The organism is Alteromonas sp. McT4-15 (assembly GCF_020515205.1).
Classification (GTDB): domain Bacteria; phylum Pseudomonadota; class Gammaproteobacteria; order Enterobacterales; family Alteromonadaceae; genus Alteromonas.
Genome location: NZ_JAJALG010000011.1, coordinates 23,784 through 39,363, shown reverse-complemented (window position 1 = coordinate 39,363; position 15,580 = coordinate 23,784). Strand labels below are relative to the sequence as shown.

The 15,580-nt window shown below is 44.8% G+C and carries 16 protein-coding genes; 4 read left to right on the top strand and 12 right to left on the bottom strand.

The features are described from left to right. The first annotated feature begins 56 nt into the window (after nucleotides 1-56). Nucleotides 57-659 carry a DUF998 domain-containing protein gene (locus LHL20_RS10260; protein WP_226433240.1) on the top strand — a complete coding sequence of 201 codons (603 nt, stop codon included), beginning with the start codon at nucleotides 57-59 and terminating at the stop codon, nucleotides 657-659. An 8-nt stretch (nucleotides 660-667) separates the two neighbouring features. Here LHL20_RS10260 and LHL20_RS10255 read toward each other — a convergent pair whose 3' ends face one another. After that, nucleotides 668-1,954, bottom strand: a complete 1,287-nt coding sequence (locus LHL20_RS10255) for a DUF445 domain-containing protein (RefSeq protein ID WP_226433239.1) — start codon at nucleotides 1,952-1,954, stop codon at nucleotides 668-670. A gap of 595 nt (nucleotides 1,955-2,549) precedes the next feature. Here LHL20_RS10255 and LHL20_RS10250 point away from each other — a divergent pair. Together LHL20_RS10250 and LHL20_RS10245 are read left to right on the top strand one after the other, a co-directional pair. Then, nucleotides 2,550-3,221: a hypothetical protein gene (locus tag LHL20_RS10250; RefSeq protein WP_226433238.1), complete on the top strand. Its 672-nt coding sequence runs from the start codon at nucleotides 2,550-2,552 to the stop codon at nucleotides 3,219-3,221. 33 nt (nucleotides 3,222-3,254) lie between these two features. Beyond that, nucleotides 3,255-3,836 carry a sugar O-acetyltransferase gene (locus tag LHL20_RS10245; RefSeq protein ID WP_226433237.1) on the top strand — a complete coding sequence of 194 codons (582 nt, stop codon included), beginning with the start codon at nucleotides 3,255-3,257 and terminating at the stop codon, nucleotides 3,834-3,836. A gap of 5 nt (nucleotides 3,837-3,841) precedes the next feature. Here LHL20_RS10245 and LHL20_RS10240 read toward each other — a convergent pair whose 3' ends face one another. From LHL20_RS10240 to dkgB, 6 genes are all read right to left on the bottom strand, one after another. After that, nucleotides 3,842-5,953: an alpha/beta hydrolase family protein gene (locus tag LHL20_RS10240; RefSeq protein WP_226433236.1), complete on the bottom strand. Its 2,112-nt coding sequence runs from the start codon at nucleotides 5,951-5,953 to the stop codon at nucleotides 3,842-3,844. Nucleotides 5,954-6,089: 136 nt separating this feature from the next. Further along, nucleotides 6,090-7,718 carry a hypothetical protein gene (locus tag LHL20_RS10235; protein WP_226433235.1) on the bottom strand — a complete coding sequence of 543 codons (1,629 nt, stop codon included), beginning with the start codon at nucleotides 7,716-7,718 and terminating at the stop codon, nucleotides 6,090-6,092. Next, entirely contained in the window at nucleotides 7,673-7,912 is a 240-nt protein-coding gene (locus LHL20_RS10230) for a hypothetical protein (RefSeq protein ID WP_226433234.1), read from the bottom strand. The genes LHL20_RS10235 and LHL20_RS10230 overlap by 46 nt, the downstream gene beginning before the upstream one ends. Next, nucleotides 7,912-8,826: an ABC transporter ATP-binding protein gene (locus LHL20_RS10225; protein WP_226433233.1), complete on the bottom strand. Its 915-nt coding sequence runs from the start codon at nucleotides 8,824-8,826 to the stop codon at nucleotides 7,912-7,914. The genes LHL20_RS10230 and LHL20_RS10225 overlap by 1 nt, the downstream gene beginning before the upstream one ends. Nucleotide 8,827: 1 nt before the next feature. Next, nucleotides 8,828-9,256 carry a GntR family transcriptional regulator gene (locus LHL20_RS10220; protein WP_226433232.1) on the bottom strand — a complete coding sequence of 143 codons (429 nt, stop codon included), beginning with the start codon at nucleotides 9,254-9,256 and terminating at the stop codon, nucleotides 8,828-8,830. A gap of 166 nt (nucleotides 9,257-9,422) precedes the next feature. Continuing rightward, complete coding sequence (gene dkgB / locus LHL20_RS10215; protein WP_226433231.1) at nucleotides 9,423-10,226, bottom strand: 2,5-didehydrogluconate reductase DkgB; 804 nt, start codon at nucleotides 10,224-10,226, stop codon at nucleotides 9,423-9,425. Between the two features lie 233 nt (nucleotides 10,227-10,459). On the opposite strand from dkgB, the gene LHL20_RS10210 reads away from it, so the two are divergent. Then, the gene (locus LHL20_RS10210; RefSeq protein ID WP_226433230.1) at nucleotides 10,460-11,203 is read left to right on the top strand and encodes a hypothetical protein; all 744 of its coding nucleotides are present in this window, start codon (nucleotides 10,460-10,462) and stop codon (nucleotides 11,201-11,203) included. A 101-nt stretch (nucleotides 11,204-11,304) separates the two neighbouring features. Here the strand turns inward: LHL20_RS10210 and rluB are convergent, their stop codons facing one another. The 5 genes from rluB to LHL20_RS10185 form a co-directional block, all read right to left on the bottom strand. Continuing rightward, nucleotides 11,305-12,201: a 23S rRNA pseudouridine(2605) synthase RluB gene (rluB, locus tag LHL20_RS10205; RefSeq protein WP_159628003.1), complete on the bottom strand. Its 897-nt coding sequence runs from the start codon at nucleotides 12,199-12,201 to the stop codon at nucleotides 11,305-11,307. Nucleotides 12,202-12,239: 38 nt separating this feature from the next. Next, nucleotides 12,240-12,833, bottom strand: coding sequence for an SMC-Scp complex subunit ScpB (gene scpB, locus LHL20_RS10200; RefSeq protein ID WP_159628001.1), 594 nt, complete (start codon nucleotides 12,831-12,833; stop codon nucleotides 12,240-12,242). Continuing rightward, on the bottom strand, nucleotides 12,820-13,665 hold the full coding sequence (locus LHL20_RS10195) for a segregation and condensation protein A (RefSeq protein WP_226433288.1): 846 nt from the start codon (nucleotides 13,663-13,665) through the stop codon (nucleotides 12,820-12,822). Before LHL20_RS10195 ends, scpB begins: the two co-directional genes overlap by 14 nt. Before the next feature lie 216 nt (nucleotides 13,666-13,881). Next, nucleotides 13,882-14,502 carry an L-threonylcarbamoyladenylate synthase gene (locus tag LHL20_RS10190; RefSeq protein ID WP_159627999.1) on the bottom strand — a complete coding sequence of 207 codons (621 nt, stop codon included), beginning with the start codon at nucleotides 14,500-14,502 and terminating at the stop codon, nucleotides 13,882-13,884. Between the two features lie 85 nt (nucleotides 14,503-14,587). After that, nucleotides 14,588-15,445 (bottom strand): PHP domain-containing protein, encoded by an 858-nt coding sequence (locus tag LHL20_RS10185; RefSeq protein WP_226433229.1) that lies wholly within the window; start codon nucleotides 15,443-15,445, stop codon nucleotides 14,588-14,590. Between the last annotated feature and the right edge of the window lie 135 nt (nucleotides 15,446-15,580).

Genomic DNA, 15,580 nt, shown 5'->3' with positions numbered 1-15,580 from the left:
ACGCATTTAACCCAAAGAACTGATTTTATTTTCCAATATTTACGGGGCAATTGACAGTGGTCACTTTTTTATCTTTTGCAGGCATCCTCGCATCAATTTGGATTGTGCTGGGTATTTATATCGCATCGCGATTTTATCCAAACTATAGTCATTCAAGGCAATTCTGTAGTGAACTTGGCGCTTTTGGCAGCCCCACTCAAACGTTATCACCGGCTATCAATAATTATCCATTGGGCATTTTGTTCGTGCTTTACGGAGCTTACGTAAGCTATCGTTTTCATATACACGTGCCCACCCTATTTATTGGCTTGATGATCATTGTTCATGGAATCGGAACTTGGATATGTGGCATCTATCCTATGGATGCTGATCCATATACAACAACACCTTCGAAGAGCTCTAAAATTCACACGTGGTCAGGCCTAATAATGCTGATTTCATTTATCATTGCACCCGCCATTGTGGCTTTTTCTAGTGTCTATCCAACATCGCTTCGGCTTATATCAGTGTTGTGTATCACGGGCTGCTTTTACTATTCTTTCAAACTGGCAAAAGCACTTGAGCAACGAACCGTTCCCGGCCTATATCAAAGGCTTAGTTATGGCTTTCAAATACTATGGTTGTTCGTTTATTCTCTCTATGTCGTAGCGATGTACTGAAGCCGTTTTCACAGACCAACGAGTGCTTCAATGCCAAACAGGATTGCGCCAATAAGCCCGCCAACTATTGTGCCGTTTATACGCACTTTTTGCAGATCACGTCCAATATTAAGTTCTACCTGTTGCGCCATTTCACGCTCGTCCCAACTGTTAATGGTATCTCTGATATGACGAGTTAAGAATTCAGCAAGTTCCGGTGCCATATATTTCGCGGCTTCGCCTATGTGCTTATTGAAAGCTCGTGACAACTCACTATCACTTGTGAGGTTTGTACCAATATCTTTAAGCAAAGACGCAACCTTAGTTTCAGCTTTCCCCTCTTTCTCATCAAGCGTTGCTAGCAACCAAGTATGAAAGCGGCCCCATGACTGATGCACGTAATTTTTGAGCGCAGGATCATTCACAATCTTCTCTCGATAGCCATTCACTTTCTTTTCCATTAACGGGCTATGCTGTAATTCGTACAAAAATTCATGAACTTGCTCATCAAAAGCATGGCGAATTGGATGCTCTTCATCGTGATAGATATCTTCCAGTATGCTCGACACCGCTTTAACCGCGATTAGCGCCCCCTGTTCACTTAACCAGCTTGACGGCAAAATTTTCTCTAATCGGCTGTATTCAGTTTTAAGCCACACCACTAGCGTATCTGCGATATAAATTTGTGTATCTGGCTGCGCCATTAAATTTGCCAATTTGCCTAACACGCGATCAAGCACAACCTGATGTTGCCGCTCCCGCGTGACAGCGTTAAGCGATGTCGCCATAAGCTGGCGCAAGTCGAGTTGTTTAATGCCTTTTTCAGCCGTACGGGCAATAAACGCCTTAACGGGTTCGTCATCCAGCACTCGCAGCACGCCTGCAAGAGCATCACAAGTAAAGCGACTTAACCGAGTAGCATTAGCATCGACAACTAGCCATCGCCCCGCGCCCTTGGCAGGATCGCTGCTGCTGATTAATTTCTCTATCGCTTCTGGGTGAAAAAATTTCTCTTTCACAAATAGTGAAAGGTTATTCGCAATAACACTTTTGTTATTCGCAACTATGTTGGTATGAGGTATGGGATATTTTGCTGGTATAGGTTTAAACAGCGCAGTCACCGCGAACCAGTCCGCGAGCCCTCCGACTAACGCAGCTTCACTGGCCATTTTAATAAGACCAAGCCACCAAGCGGTAGCTAACTCAGGCATAAATTTAGGTGCTGCTGTGGTAATCATAAAAACACTAGCGGCAAAGATTAAACACCCCAATGCCAGTCGCTTGGCCTGCGCTAACTGCGTGTATTTATCCTGCATGAAATCTCCATTTACAATCTTCAATCTTGCCGTATACCGTCACCAATAAAGAGCACGCTGGCGAAATAGCGTTTAAAACTTTCTCTTACCACACCGTGAGATTATGCAAGCACATGCAAGCAATAGGCCTTTGTTAAACAACGTTAAGCCTTCCACTTTAATGTTAAACCACTTTACAGCATCTAAACTTGCGTTGATTTAGACAGCCATCTTTTTAGCACTTTCCACTATTTAGCACTATTTAGGACAGACACTTTTTTCACGCTAAACAAGTGGGTGTCCAGTTTTGACATTTGTTTTTTACCCAACGCCAATTTGTAGAATTCTCGCTCACAAAACAATGTTCAAATTCCCTATAAAATAGTGAGTTACGCCAACTTTAAGTCAGTCAAACTTTCTGGCTTTCTACTTTTCACCCTAAAAGCATGTAACTCACTGTTATTAATAGATAAATAATAGTGGCACATAATATGATTGCCAATAAAGTAAAACTGGTTATTGCTAGTTACGATTATTTACATTTAATAACAACGTTTTGCGTTACATTGAGCGTCAATCCCCTCGCTCATCTGCTGTTCAAAAAGGAAATAAGAAAATGAAAAAGTCTATGATTGCTGGTGCTGTATTACTTGCCTCTGCTTCAATGTTGCCTGGCTGTGTTATCCATGTAGGCAACGCCAGCGCAATGGACGGTAGCGATTTTAGTTCGATATTGGGCAACATTGATATCGCTGAAGGCAAACACGCGGGAGACATTTCATCTGTTAATGGTAATGTTGAGATTAGCGACCATGCTGGTGCAGACGATGTCAGCATTGTGAATGGTAATCTAGAAATGGAAAGCCATGTTACGGTTCGCAGTATCGACATCGTTAATGGCGATATTTCAGCAACATCACACCTTAGTGTGTTAGGTAATGTTGAATCAGTAAATGGTAATATTACTCTACCGAAACAAAGCACCATAGGCGGTCATGTAGAAACGGTAAATGGGGATATCACTGCCACTGATACCGTAATAGAAGATGATGTTGAAACACTTAACGGTGACATTACACTTAAAGGCAATACGCATATTATCGGTAACATTATTTATCGCGATAGCGAAAGCTCATGGGGCGAACGCTCGGACAACAGACCGACACTGACTATCGAAAGCGACGTTGTGATTGATGGTACTATTATCTTAGAGCGCCCTGTTAATTTAGCATTCGACAATGACGCATTTGATAAAAAAGTGGTTGTCAGTTACAGCGGAGCGCAGTAACGTAGCGCTTTTTTTAAGTGCTAGCACCTACCTATGACCGAACAGGAAAAAATGTTGTCAGGCGAGTTGTATTACCCGTCTGACAAATTACTCACCACGCTGCGAAAGCAGTGCCGTCAACAGCTCGACCTTTTAAATGCTACCTGCCAGACCGAGCATAAGAAGCGCACCCAACTCTTAAAAACCTTGTTTGGAAGCACCGGTAAGCGGCTTTATATCGAATCGACATTTAAGTGCGACTATGGCGAGAATATTCATGTTGGCGAAAACTTTTACGCTAATTTCAACTGCGTTATTTTAGATGCTGCTCGTGTAACGATAGGCGACAATTGTATGCTCGCCCCTCAGGTAGGGCTATATACCGCTACTCACCCAATTGACCCAATACAAAGAGCCACCGGCATTGAGTTTGCCAAGCCTATTACGCTTGGCGATAACTGTTGGATTGGCGGAATGGCGGTTATAAACCCAGGCGTAACGCTTGGCAATAACGTTGTTGTTGCCTCTGGTGCTGTGGTGACAAAGTCGTTTGGCGACAATGTGGTACTAGCGGGCAACCCTGCCAAAGTGATAAAACACATTGAGCCAGGCGAAAACCCGCTAGTTAACCCTTAAACGCTTTAGTTACTCACACTATTGGTATCGATAGTCATAAATTTATCGAAATAGCGTGTGAGCGATGGGGTCATTTTGGTCTCCATTCTCCCATGGAGGTGTGTAAACAGCGCACGCTCAAGCAAGTAAAGGTAACCGTCTTTTGCAAGTGTACTGTTTGGGCTGTGCCCTTCTCGGGCATCACTCACTAAACTAATGGCCTTGCCATCAGCCTGTAGCCTTAACGCAAATTCTCGCACATCTTCAACCGCTACTCTATCATCTTGCGCACCTGCCCACATATACAGAGGTTTATCAATGTTCTGCCAGTGCTTATCGGGTGACTGTTCATAAAGGTACAACACGTCTTGACGATTGGTTATATCGCTCATCAAAGCCGAAAAGCGAGGTAAACGCATTGGCAAGAAGACCGCTAGAATAGATGATTTGTAATGCCTGATGGTATCAGACATATTGTTGGGAGCGGCGGCGGCAAAAGCAACGCTAAATTTATCGGGTGTAAACGCCAATGCATTAATTGCGCTAAAACCGCCAAAAGAATGCCCAACAATAGCTAAACGATCTGCACGACCCACACCATTTTCAAGCAAGTAATCAACACCGTCGATAATATCCTGCTGAACACGTCCGTTACCAAAATCGCGCTGAGCGCTTGTCATATATGCCTGCCCCATACCTGTTGAACCCCGAAAATTGGGCTCGAACACCGCATAACCTCGGTTCGCCATAAACTGGCTAATACGATTGTAGGAGCCATGACTTCTATTCCACGGTCCTCCATGAGGAAAAACAACCAAGGGAACCTCGCTGGCCTTATAACCATTAGGTAATGTCAGGTAACCAAACAACGGCATACCATCACTGGCTTGGTACTGAATTGGCACTCTAAGCGCTGACCATATTGCGTATGTTTGCGAGGGCTCTATGTGCGATAAAGGGCTTATCCAGGTATCAGACTCGGCCAAATAAAGCCTAAAATGCACGTTACCACTTTGCTGATCTTCTTCGGCAACCAGCCAGTTTGTTAACGACTTATCAGGGGTAAAACGATAAATATTATTACTTATTTTGCTCGTCAGCCTATTAAGTAACGCCTCGGCATTTGGCGTTAACGCTTCGTAGTGAACATACTGAGTTTCATAACCCAAAAGAAACGGTTTGCCATCTGGAGATATAAAAAACTGTGAAGCATCAAACGGTGGACTGTTTTGATTCGTGATGGCCTCCTTGATTCCGGTTCTCGTGTTTATCGCGTGAAGCGTCGCGGTGTCATTGTCAATTTGACCAGAGAGCAGCAATGTGTGTGTTTGCGCAGACCAGTGTTGTATTTTACACGCATCGAACACCTCACACTTTATGATTTCTCGTTCTCCATCAACAAGCAGTTGAACAATACTTTGATAATCGTTATCCATTAGTGAGACAAACCTTACCGCCCTGTCATCTGCCCAAAAATTCATTATTGGAAGTGGCGAGCGGTACTGAATAGATTCGTTTGTGTGACTGTCCGATTTTGAGTGTGAGTGACTGTCCGATTGCTCATCTGAGTGACTGTCCTTTTTTAGATTTGAGTGACTGTCCACTTTTATTAGAGAGTACATGCTTTGGCTAACATTATATTTAAGCAACCAAAATGCATCGGGGTTATGTCTGTCTGTTTTGACAAACAAGGTGTTGGCATCTTTCAAGCGATAGCGCGTTTGCGCAAGCTGTTGTTTAGACAGTCCAACAAATACAACTCGTTTTGCATCCACATAAACAAGGCGATTGCTGTCTGCTGTCCAACTTAGGTTTTCAAGGTTGTGCGCAGTGATAAGCTTTACATGGTTATCCGACGCAACGTCATAAACCCAAAGTTGCTTGCGCTTATTCTCCTTAATGACATAGCTTATTTTAAGGCCATCAGGCGATAGCAATACGCTTTCGACGGGCTGCTCTTTATTAAACACAGCCCTACTGATTAACGCAGACTTCGGTTTAGAAAGCGCCACCTGCTTTGCTCGCTCAATGGGTACATATTCATTATTTTCATGCGCGGCATAGGATGCATTCATTGCAATACCCGCCCACGACACACATAACCATAGATACACGGATAGCTGCCATCTGGTATTCATAGCATTCCTTTAAAATTTAAAAACGGATTGAGGTTGCAAATACAACCATCGCCATGTGTTTGCTAGCGGCAACCACGTTTTGTGCCTTACGTGATTGCCGTTTGGTAGTTAACTCTTTGGTAAGTATTTCTACGTATTAACTTCGCCTTAGCGGCTGAAGCAATACAAAACTGAGTAACGCGGGAAGCCCCAACACCATGCCCAATACACGCCACGTAAGGCGAAGACTCGCCTTGTCGACAAGCTCTTTGGTAAGGCGCCACAACACTAGCACCGAGGCGAATTGAAGCAGCGCGGCAACCACCCAAATGTAAAGCGGATAGTGTTGATTTTTTATGTCTTCAAGGCTCATGTAACGGCTTTCAAACGGGTCAATGAAATGGGCAAGCAGCTCTTCCGACACAAAGATAAACGGCGCTACAATAAAGTTATAGTGTCGTACCCAACCAGGTAAACTGTGTAAATAAAACTCGCGCTCACCCAGTTTTTCGCTACTGCCATCAAGGCGAGTAATAAACACTTCTGCGCCTGGGCGATCAAACCCGAAGTAATGTTCGCCGGTAAAGATAAGTAAATATCCATCGGCCACTTTTAAGCCGTATGCGGTATCGGCTCCACCAACGCTTGCTGGATAAACAAACTGGTAATCCACCACAAGCTCGGCAAAGTCATCGTATAGCGTATTGCGATTAAACATCAAAAGCTGTGTAGAGGTGGAAATTCTGCCTACCTGCTCTGACAACCATAACGCACTGGTATAGCGCTCCCCAGCGTTAGGACGGTGTTTGACAAGCAAGGACTTTGTTTCAAAGTCGATGCTGTATAGGCCATCTGGCGTCGATAAAAACTTGCCTTGGCTTAAATGAGGCACAAACTCAAAACGGTCACTGCTTTTCGCATCATTAACCGACGCCAGAAAGCCATCGCGCCCAATCGCACCTAACGACTTCCCGGAGTAACCATCAACGCCTATAAGCAGCATTTCGTCATGTGAAAACTTCCACACATTGCGCGTATCGGGGTCGACAATAGCGTCTTGATTATCAAATCGGTGCAGCTGATTTTTTCGCGCCGACTGCCAAGGTGTCACCGGTAACGACATAACGTCCGCAAGCTTGGCTTGATTTGCATAGTGCGCGGCTTGCGCATGACCGCTGCCCTCTAAAATGTAGCCTACCGCGTTTTCAAAGTTATTTTCCCAGATTAATTTTCGTGTCCCATCAACCGGGTTCATATCAGGGTGTTTACCTATGGCCATCATCGGCAAGTGATAAAATACGGTGGTGGCAAGTATGAGCACAATAACCACACTATAACTCACGCCCGTTGCCAACAAGCCTGTGCCCAAGGGAGTATCCAGTGGTTTGTTCAAATCTGGCTTAAAGCTTTTAATGTTTAAATAGAATAAGGCGCAAAGCATAAACACCAAAGGTACATATTGCGCCAGGGTGTTTTTGGGCTCTGGGAAAAAAGCAATAAATAATGCGTAAAACACCAAAATAGCAAACCGGGAACGGTGCAACACTGAGAGCGTTCCAACCATATAGCACGACGTATTAAGTAAAGTCAGATAGCCGATAAACTGGTAGTGACGCCAATCGACTACTTTATTGGTGAAGTTGTCGTACCCCAGCGTAGTGATAAGTAACGACAAGGAAATCGTACTTATAAGAACGGTAATACCTGCCAGCATAAGACTTAGGTAGATTTTACTGCTATCTAGGGGCGGTGTATAAGAAAAACCCAAAAGTTTTTCTTCTTCCATAATAGAGCATGCACAATACCAAAAACGAGCGAGACAATAATGCTGCCCACCGTGAGTAAAAAGCCCATATTGCGATGCAAAATATCCCACAAGCCCATTTTCGGCAGCATCAAATATACTGCAAGAAGTAGGGCTAGCGCCGTTGAGGCGAGTAACGCAAAGCGTTGAAATTCGCTTTTATAAAGTGCAAACATTACGAAAGCTCCACAGGCTTGTTATGGTTTCTAGTGAGGTAAGCGTTAACCGCGCTTTCAAGGTTCACTGACATGGATTGCACAAATTTGGCCCCCATAAGCTTTAGCAGGGATGTAAAGTTTGTATCGCTCACTTGGTCGGCCACTACAATGTGATGTATCCCCTCGATAATTTTGTAGCTTAAAAAGCCCGGAATGTTTTCTGGCTCAAAAGCCCTACCGTCGAAATCTACCGTCCACGCAGTGACTTTAGAGAGAAACTCATCGGGCGTGCAATTATTGATGAGCCTTCCCTTTTCCATAAGGATGAGGTTATCAGCCAAGCGCTCTATTTCTTCCATTTGATGTGAACAGTAAATAATGGCCCCATCTTGCTCAGTGCCTATCAGCATCAATGACTCTAAAAAACTTTGCTTAGCCACCACATCTAACCCAAGAGTGGGCTCATCTAGAATCAACAGTTTAGGCTGCTGCGCCAGTGCTAAAGACAAGCTATAGCCTGCCCTTTCCCCTCTTGATAGCCCCGATACCTTCTGTTTTGGATCGATATCGAAGTAGCTAATAGTTCGGTTAAAAACATCTTGTTCCCATTGTGGGTAAAAGCTGCGCTGCAATTTCATTACGCTGGACACAGACATCCACTCAGGCAATGTATGCTCTTCGTTTACATAGCCTATTTGAGCGCGGTCTTTGGACGTTAGGTGTTGAGAAGGTCTTCCTAAAACATGGCAGCTTCCTGACGTTGGCGTATCAATGCCAAGCAGCAACCTAAATAGCGTAGACTTACCCGCCCCATTACTGCCCACAATGGTATGAATACCGCTACACGGTACCGTCAGCGTGAAACCATCCAACGCCGTTTTATTACCAAATTGACGGGTTAACAAATCCGTTTCAATACACGCTTCAGACATGTTATTCACCGTTTGACGCTTTACGAGGGCGGACGCTTTCCAGTGCGTCAGCTACGGTACTGAGTAACGTCGCTTGACTGTAATCTAGATAGGCCACTTCATTAACAAAGACTTCAACAGCACTGTCTAATTTCTGCTGCTGAGCTTCTTGGCTCAACATTTGGCGCTGCTGCGCCACAAATAGTCCTTTGCCTTGATGCGATTCAAGCACACCTTGTGAGGTAAGCTCGTTGTAGGCTTTTGCCACTGTATTGGCATTAACCAGCAGTTGCGTAGCAAGCCCTCGTACGCTTGGAAGTCTGGCCCCTACCTCAAGCTCATTGCGCGCCACCAGCATACGAACCTGGTCGACAATCTGCTTGAAAATAGGGCGAGCATCTCCAGTGGAGACCTGAATACTTAACGGTTTCACTATTTCTATATTTTGCATGTCACACCCAACTGTACCATCTGTATTAATACAGTATGCAGTGATCATTATTTGTGCAAACATTTTTTTAAAAAAAAGGGACAGACACAAAAAAAACGGTGGGGCGCGCTATCGCTCGCCTCACCGTTTTTGTGCGGTATACCTGCTAACTTAATCTATCGGCTAATCAGTCCCACTGCGGCGCGAAATCAGGGTTAACAATTCGCTTGCCGTTATCTAAACCGTCTATTCGCAGTAATTCTTCATCTGACAATTGGACACCACCATAGGCTAGGTTTTCTGAAAGGTGCTGTCTACTTGTTGAAGAAGGTATGGCGTAATAATGGCGCTTTTCCATCCACGAAAGAACGACCTGCGCAGGGGTGGCACCATGTGCATCTGCGATTTGCTTTAACGTGTCGTCTTTCATGACATCGCCAACGGCAAACGGCATATAGGCGGTAACTCGGATCCCCTTATCGCGACACGCTTTCACCACCTGCTGATTTTGCATAAACGGATGCAGTTCAATCTGATTGGTATACAACTCACCTTTACCTAGAATTGCCTCTGCTTTGTCCATCAGATCTATGGTGAAGTTAGACACACCTATGTGCCTTGCCAGGCCTAGCTTCTTCGCTTCAGCGAGCTGAGTTAAGTAAGCTTCAAGCGCAATGTCTGTCCCAGGGTAAGGCCAATGAACAAGCAACAAGTCGACATACTCAAGCTTAAGCTTTGCCAAACTCTCGTGAACGCTAGGGATGAAATGATCGTCACCAAGCGACTCATACCATACTTTTGTGGTGACAAATAAATCTGAGCGTGCGATACCGCTAGTTTGAATTGCATCGCCAACTTGCGCCTCATTTCCATATATTTGTGCTGTATCAATATGTCTAAAACCCACATCTAACGCATTGGTGACAGCATCTCGCGCCACGTCACCTTCGAGTCGAAATGTGCCTATTCCTAACTGCGGCATGTCTTTCATAGCATCTCCTTGTCAACATTAATGAATACCAATACCTACGGCTAACATGCTGAGGAAGATCGCCTTTATACTTAAGTAGCAAATGTAATGTATTGCTCCCGTTATATTTTTTCTTGTGCTAATCTGCCGTTGATGTGAATTATGGCAAAGTATCTAGACAGGCTTTTGATATAGTGTTGAAGATAAACGTGTTTAAACACCTTATATGCGCCCTCGCTGCTACAATATGTTTTGTGAGCCCGTATTCACTTGCCACAGAAAGTCAAACGCTGCCGAAAACCTTGCGAATTGGTGTAGAAGATATCAACTATGCGCCAGTAATGAATTTTACTGAAGGTAAACACGACGGCCTCCTGTATCAAATTCTTCATGAATTCGCTCTACAAAATGACATTGAGTTATCATTTATTCCTCTACCATTGAATCGCTTTCCTTTCTGGTTCGATGAAAATGCCATTGATATCCGACTGCCTGATAACGCGCGTTGGAAGCTGAGCTCAACGAATAACATTCGTTACAGTGCGCCGATGATCACCGTGTGTGATACTACTGTAGTACTCGACAAAAATAGAGACATGCCACCAAACGCCTTCATGCGATTAAGCTTACCAATAGGGTTTACGCCATCAAGCAAATGGAAAGATGCAATTGAGACGGGCAAATTGGAGATAGTAAGAGATACCTCCTTAAGGGTACTCGCACAAATGTTGGTTAATGAAATGATTGATGGCATTGATGTAAACATTGCTATAATCCAAAATGAGCTCAAGCATTTAGGCAAATCTCCTGCTCTTGTGTCGGTTTCTAGTAGCGTAAATGCCGATCCAGTGAAGTACCAAATTTCAACAAAACATCACACCGAAGTAATTGATAGCTTCAATAGCTTCGTTACTGACAACAAAGAAAAAATTGAAACGTGGGCAAATGACAATGGCATCGCCATAGCGCCCCAATGCGATCGTTTTCGTTCAAATTGATTCAGTCGAAAGAGTTTCATTGAACGTAACAATAATTTAAGCACAAAAAAAGCCGCTATTTAGCGGCTTCTCTGCATCACAATTTTGGGTGTTGGACAGTGCTACTTGCGTTTACTTGGACGCCCTGCTCGCTTGTTTAACCCCTGCTGCTTACGCACCTTGTGCTTTTTCACAGAACGGCGCATGCGGCTAAGTCTGGCATGATCAAGTTTACCTTGTCGCACGTTCACCATAGTTTGTGTTTCATCTGGCAGTTGAACATGGCTGCGAAGTGCATTGACATCTTCAAGCCCTAGCTCTACCCAAGCGCCTTGTGGTAAACGTTTTTGCAGTTCAATTGGCCCGTATTTAACGCGGATAAGTCGGCTCACTTGTACGCCTTGCGACTCCCACAAACGACGAACCTCACGATTACGCCCTTCTTTCAGGGTTACGTTAAACCAGCGGTTCATGCTTTCTTCTTCGGCGTGCTGTGGCGTTGGCGTACCTGTAATTGTCAGGAATTTTGCTTCACCGTCTTCCAGCTCAACCCCTTTTTGCAAGGTATTGAGGGTTTTGCCCGTTACCTCACCAAATACACGCACCGCATACTCGCGTTCAACTTCGCATTTAGGGTGCATCAAACGATTCGCTAATTCACCGTCGTTAGTGAAGAGCAATAAACCGCTGGTGTTCATATCAAGACGACCAACAGTGATCCACCTACCTAAGCGAATGGCAGGTAATCTGTCGAACACGGTGTCTCGGCCTTCAGGGTCGTGACGGCTGCACAACTCGCCTTCGGGTTTGTTGTACATCAATACACGGCATATTGGTTGCTCGGTTTGACGAGACAATAAATGCCCGTCTACACGTATTTGCGCGGTGTGATCAACTCTATCGCCGAGAGTAGCAACGGCACCATTTACAGATACACGTCCTTCTTCTATCCAACGTTCCATTTCTCGTCGCGAGCCTAGCCCTTGGTTAGCCAGTACTTTTTGCAACTTTTCAGTCATGGTTTCACTCTTTAATTGCTTGTTTACGGTCGCACGGTCTATTCAGACGGTGCCTCATTTAACACCTTAAGCGGCGAGTCAGACGCAATGCTTTCAGCCATATTTTCAAACGCTTCAGCGTTAGGTAAATCACCTAACGACGTCATCGAAAAATAGTCTAAAAAGCCTTTTGTGGTAGCGTACAGTGCAGGTCGCCCCGGCACCTCTTTGTGACCCACTACCTTTATCCAATCTCGTTCTGTGAGTGTCTTTATAATATTGCTGCTTACCGCTACACCACGCACTTGTTCAATTTCTCCGCGCGTGATGGGCTGACGGTAGGCAATAAGCGCCAATGTTTCGAGCATCGCTCGTGAATATTTGGGCGCATTTTCTTGCCATAATTTACTTAACCACGGGCTAAGCGCATCTAACGACTGAAATCGAAAGCCGCTTGCAACTTCTACTAACTGAATACCGCGAGGTTGATAATCTAACGTTAGCTCGTTTAGCACCTTACTCAAGGTTCTATCTGCCACGCTAAATTCATTCAGTACAGTCTCTTTAAGCTGTTGTCTTGAAATAGGTTTATCAGCAACAAAAATAGCTGCCTCTACCAACTGCTTAAGCTGCGCCGTGTTAATTTTCTTCATGAGCACCTAATTTTACATGAATTTTGGCATAAGGACCTGCCTGAATGCACAAAATAAGCTGTTCTTTTACTAATTCTAAAATGGCGAGGAAACAAACCACAACGCCGGCCTTACCTTCTTCTACCGTAAAAAGGCGCTCAAGAGGCGTATATTCGGTATTATTTAGCACAGACAATATCAACGACATGCGCTCTCTGGTGCTAAGCGCTTCCCGTTCAATGGTGTGATGCTCAAAGGCCTCAGCCCGCTTCATTGCCGCGCTAAAGGCAAGCACAATTTCAGCAAGGGTAACATCAGGCTCAATGCGTATAGGTGCTACGTTATCGCTTGTCTCTACATTAACGTTGTAAATGTCACGCTCAAGGCGAGGCTGCAAATCTAAGTCTTCTGCGGCCTGCTTCACCAACTCATATTCTTTCAACCGGCGAATTAGCTCAGCCCGTGGGTCTTCTTCTTCGTCCGACTCATCGCTGCGTTTTGGCAACAATAACCTTGACTTTATTTCGGCAAGAATAGCGGCCATCAACAGGTATTCAGCGGCCAGTTCAAGCTTCAACGACATCATTGCATCAACGTATTCCATGTATTGCTTGGTCACATCGGCAATAGGCAGCGTAGTGATGTCAAATTTTTGCTTTCTGATTAAATACAGCAGTAAATCAAGGGGGCCTTCAAAGGTTTCTAAAATAACTTCTAGCGCATCAGGCGGAATAAAAAGATCTTCAGGCTTTTCTATGACGGCTTCGCCATTAATAAACGCAAGCGGCAATGGCTGCTGTACCGGCGTTGCCGCGGTATTTTGCAGTGCTACTTCGTTATCTGGCGCAGTCACAACAGCGTCGCTCTGAGTGCTGTTTTTTTTTGATTCCGGCACAATTCTTCGTTCTTGTTATGCGTTTTACACGCTTATTGTTATTTGTCGTTTATGTTATGCAGTGCGTAGTGTGTTGCCAATGCATTTGCGCATGGCGCCAACACACAATATGCCTAGCACGGTACCTTATTCAAACGATACTTTATTCAAACGATACTTTATTCAAACGGTACTTTATTCAAACGGTGATGGGTCGCCCGTACCATGACGCACAATAACAGGCGTATCTTCTGAAAGATCCACAACCGTTGTAGGCTGCTCACCAATATACCCGCCGTGAATAATAAGCCCAACCTGTTTTTCAAGATTATCGCGAATAACATCAGGGTCAGATTCCGCCATTGTATTTCCCGGCAAAATCAGCGACGTAGACATCAATGGCTCACCTAACTCTTCAAGCAGAGCTAGCGCAATGGCGTTATCAGGCACGCGAATACCAATGGTTTTCCGCTTGGGGTTTTGCAGCCGTTTAGGCACTTCTCGCGTGGCTTTTAGCACAAAAGTGTAATGCCCTGGCGTGTTGTTTTTGATTTGACGAAAGGCAGTATTATCTACCTTCGCATAAATCGACAGTTCCGACATATCACGACACATAAGCGTAAAGTTATGCTCTTTGTCTATTTGTCGAATACGGCAGAGCTGTTCAAGCGCTCTTTTATCTTCCATCTGACAACCAATGGCATACCCAGAATCAGTGGGGTAAACCACAACTGCACCTTCGCGAATCAATTCACACGCTTGCGTTATTAAACGCTTCTGCGGATTGTCTGGGTGTACATAAAAAAACTGACTCATAACGCCTCTCTTGTCTCAACTTGCTTGCTCTAGCACGCAAGCCTTGCTCTTGTTGGTTTGGGCATGCCTTGCTATTTGCACACGCTTAGCTATTTGCCCCTAGTGCGTCAAACTGCGTCCAATTGTGCCAAACTGGCGTAAGTTTGCTGCTAATACCTAAGTTTTTGCCTAGCTCTGTCCATCGTGAAGGGAAATGAAAATCTGACCCTGCTGACGCTAGTAAACTATGGGTTTGCGCAAGTTCATTAATCAATTCTTGCTTGGTTTTATTAATGCCCGGAAATGCGGTCTCGATGGCATCACCACCGGCTTGCTCAAAAAGCGCCACAAGACGGCGTAGCCATTTTGCGGTCATATCGTAGTGGGCTGGATGTGCAAGCACAGCTTGACCGCCAGCATCTTGAATCCAGGTTATCGCCGTTTCAATACTGGGCCATTCAGCTTTAACCGCCGCCCGCTTGCCTTTGCCAAGGTATTTCTTAAACGCCGCTTCCATGGTAGGTACGCCGTAATTATTCACCAACACTCTTGCAAAGTGTGCACGGGTTACTTGACCGACTCCGGCAAGTGCCTTGGCTCTGGGTAGCACGCCTTCAAAGCCGCACTTTTCTAATTTTTCAGCAATTTTCTCTGCACGCGCTTCGCGCACTTGTGCTTGCCCGTCTAAGCGCGCTAAAAATTCTGGGCACTGGCGGTTAACATTTAATCCCACAACGTGGATGTCGAAACCGTGCCACAACGTGGATATTTCCACCCCGTCAATCAGTGTAAGCGGCCGTTTCTGCTTTGCTTGAACGCTGTGCGCTTCGTCTAATCCAGCCACGGTATCGTGATCAGTAATCGCCAGCACATTCACCTGCATGGTGTGCGCGCGAAGGACAAGTTCTTCAGGGGTTAAATGCCCATCAGAGAATTTTGTATGACTATGTAGATCTATTTTCAATGTCTTATGCAAATTTATGGTTGACACAAAAGGCAATTTGTTTTCTTCTATATACACAAAGTATACGTACTAACGGCTTCAAATCCTATTGAAGTTTAAACAAACAACGAGTAATTCATGCACACGCAAAAAACA

Excerpts from the sequence above, each read along its gene's own strand:
- LHL20_RS10240 (WP_226433236.1), bottom strand. The coding sequence starts at position 5,953 with ATGAATACCAGATGGCAGCTATCCGTGTATCTATGGTTATGTGTGTCG.
- LHL20_RS10220 (WP_226433232.1), bottom strand. The coding sequence starts at position 9,256 with ATGCAAAATATAGAAATAGTGAAACCGTTAAGTATTCAGGTCTCCACT.
- rluB (WP_159628003.1), bottom strand. The coding sequence starts at position 12,201 with ATGACTGAAAAGTTGCAAAAAGTACTGGCTAACCAAGGGCTAGGCTCG.
- LHL20_RS10255 (WP_226433239.1), bottom strand. The coding sequence starts at position 1,954 with ATGCAGGATAAATACACGCAGTTAGCGCAGGCCAAGCGACTGGCATTG.
- dkgB (WP_226433231.1), bottom strand. The coding sequence starts at position 10,226 with ATGAAAGACATGCCGCAGTTAGGAATAGGCACATTTCGACTCGAAGGT.
- LHL20_RS10250 (WP_226433238.1), top strand. The coding sequence starts at position 2,550 with ATGAAAAAGTCTATGATTGCTGGTGCTGTATTACTTGCCTCTGCTTCA.
- LHL20_RS10225 (WP_226433233.1), bottom strand. The coding sequence starts at position 8,826 with ATGTCTGAAGCGTGTATTGAAACGGATTTGTTAACCCGTCAATTTGGT.
- LHL20_RS10190 (WP_159627999.1), bottom strand. The coding sequence starts at position 14,502 with ATGAGTCAGTTTTTTTATGTACACCCAGACAATCCGCAGAAGCGTTTA.
- scpB (WP_159628001.1), bottom strand. The coding sequence starts at position 12,833 with ATGAAGAAAATTAACACGGCGCAGCTTAAGCAGTTGGTAGAGGCAGCT.
- LHL20_RS10245 (WP_226433237.1), top strand. The coding sequence starts at position 3,255 with ATGACCGAACAGGAAAAAATGTTGTCAGGCGAGTTGTATTACCCGTCT.
- LHL20_RS10230 (WP_226433234.1), bottom strand. The coding sequence starts at position 7,912 with ATGTTTGCACTTTATAAAAGCGAATTTCAACGCTTTGCGTTACTCGCC.
- LHL20_RS10235 (WP_226433235.1), bottom strand. The coding sequence starts at position 7,718 with ATGGAAGAAGAAAAACTTTTGGGTTTTTCTTATACACCGCCCCTAGAT.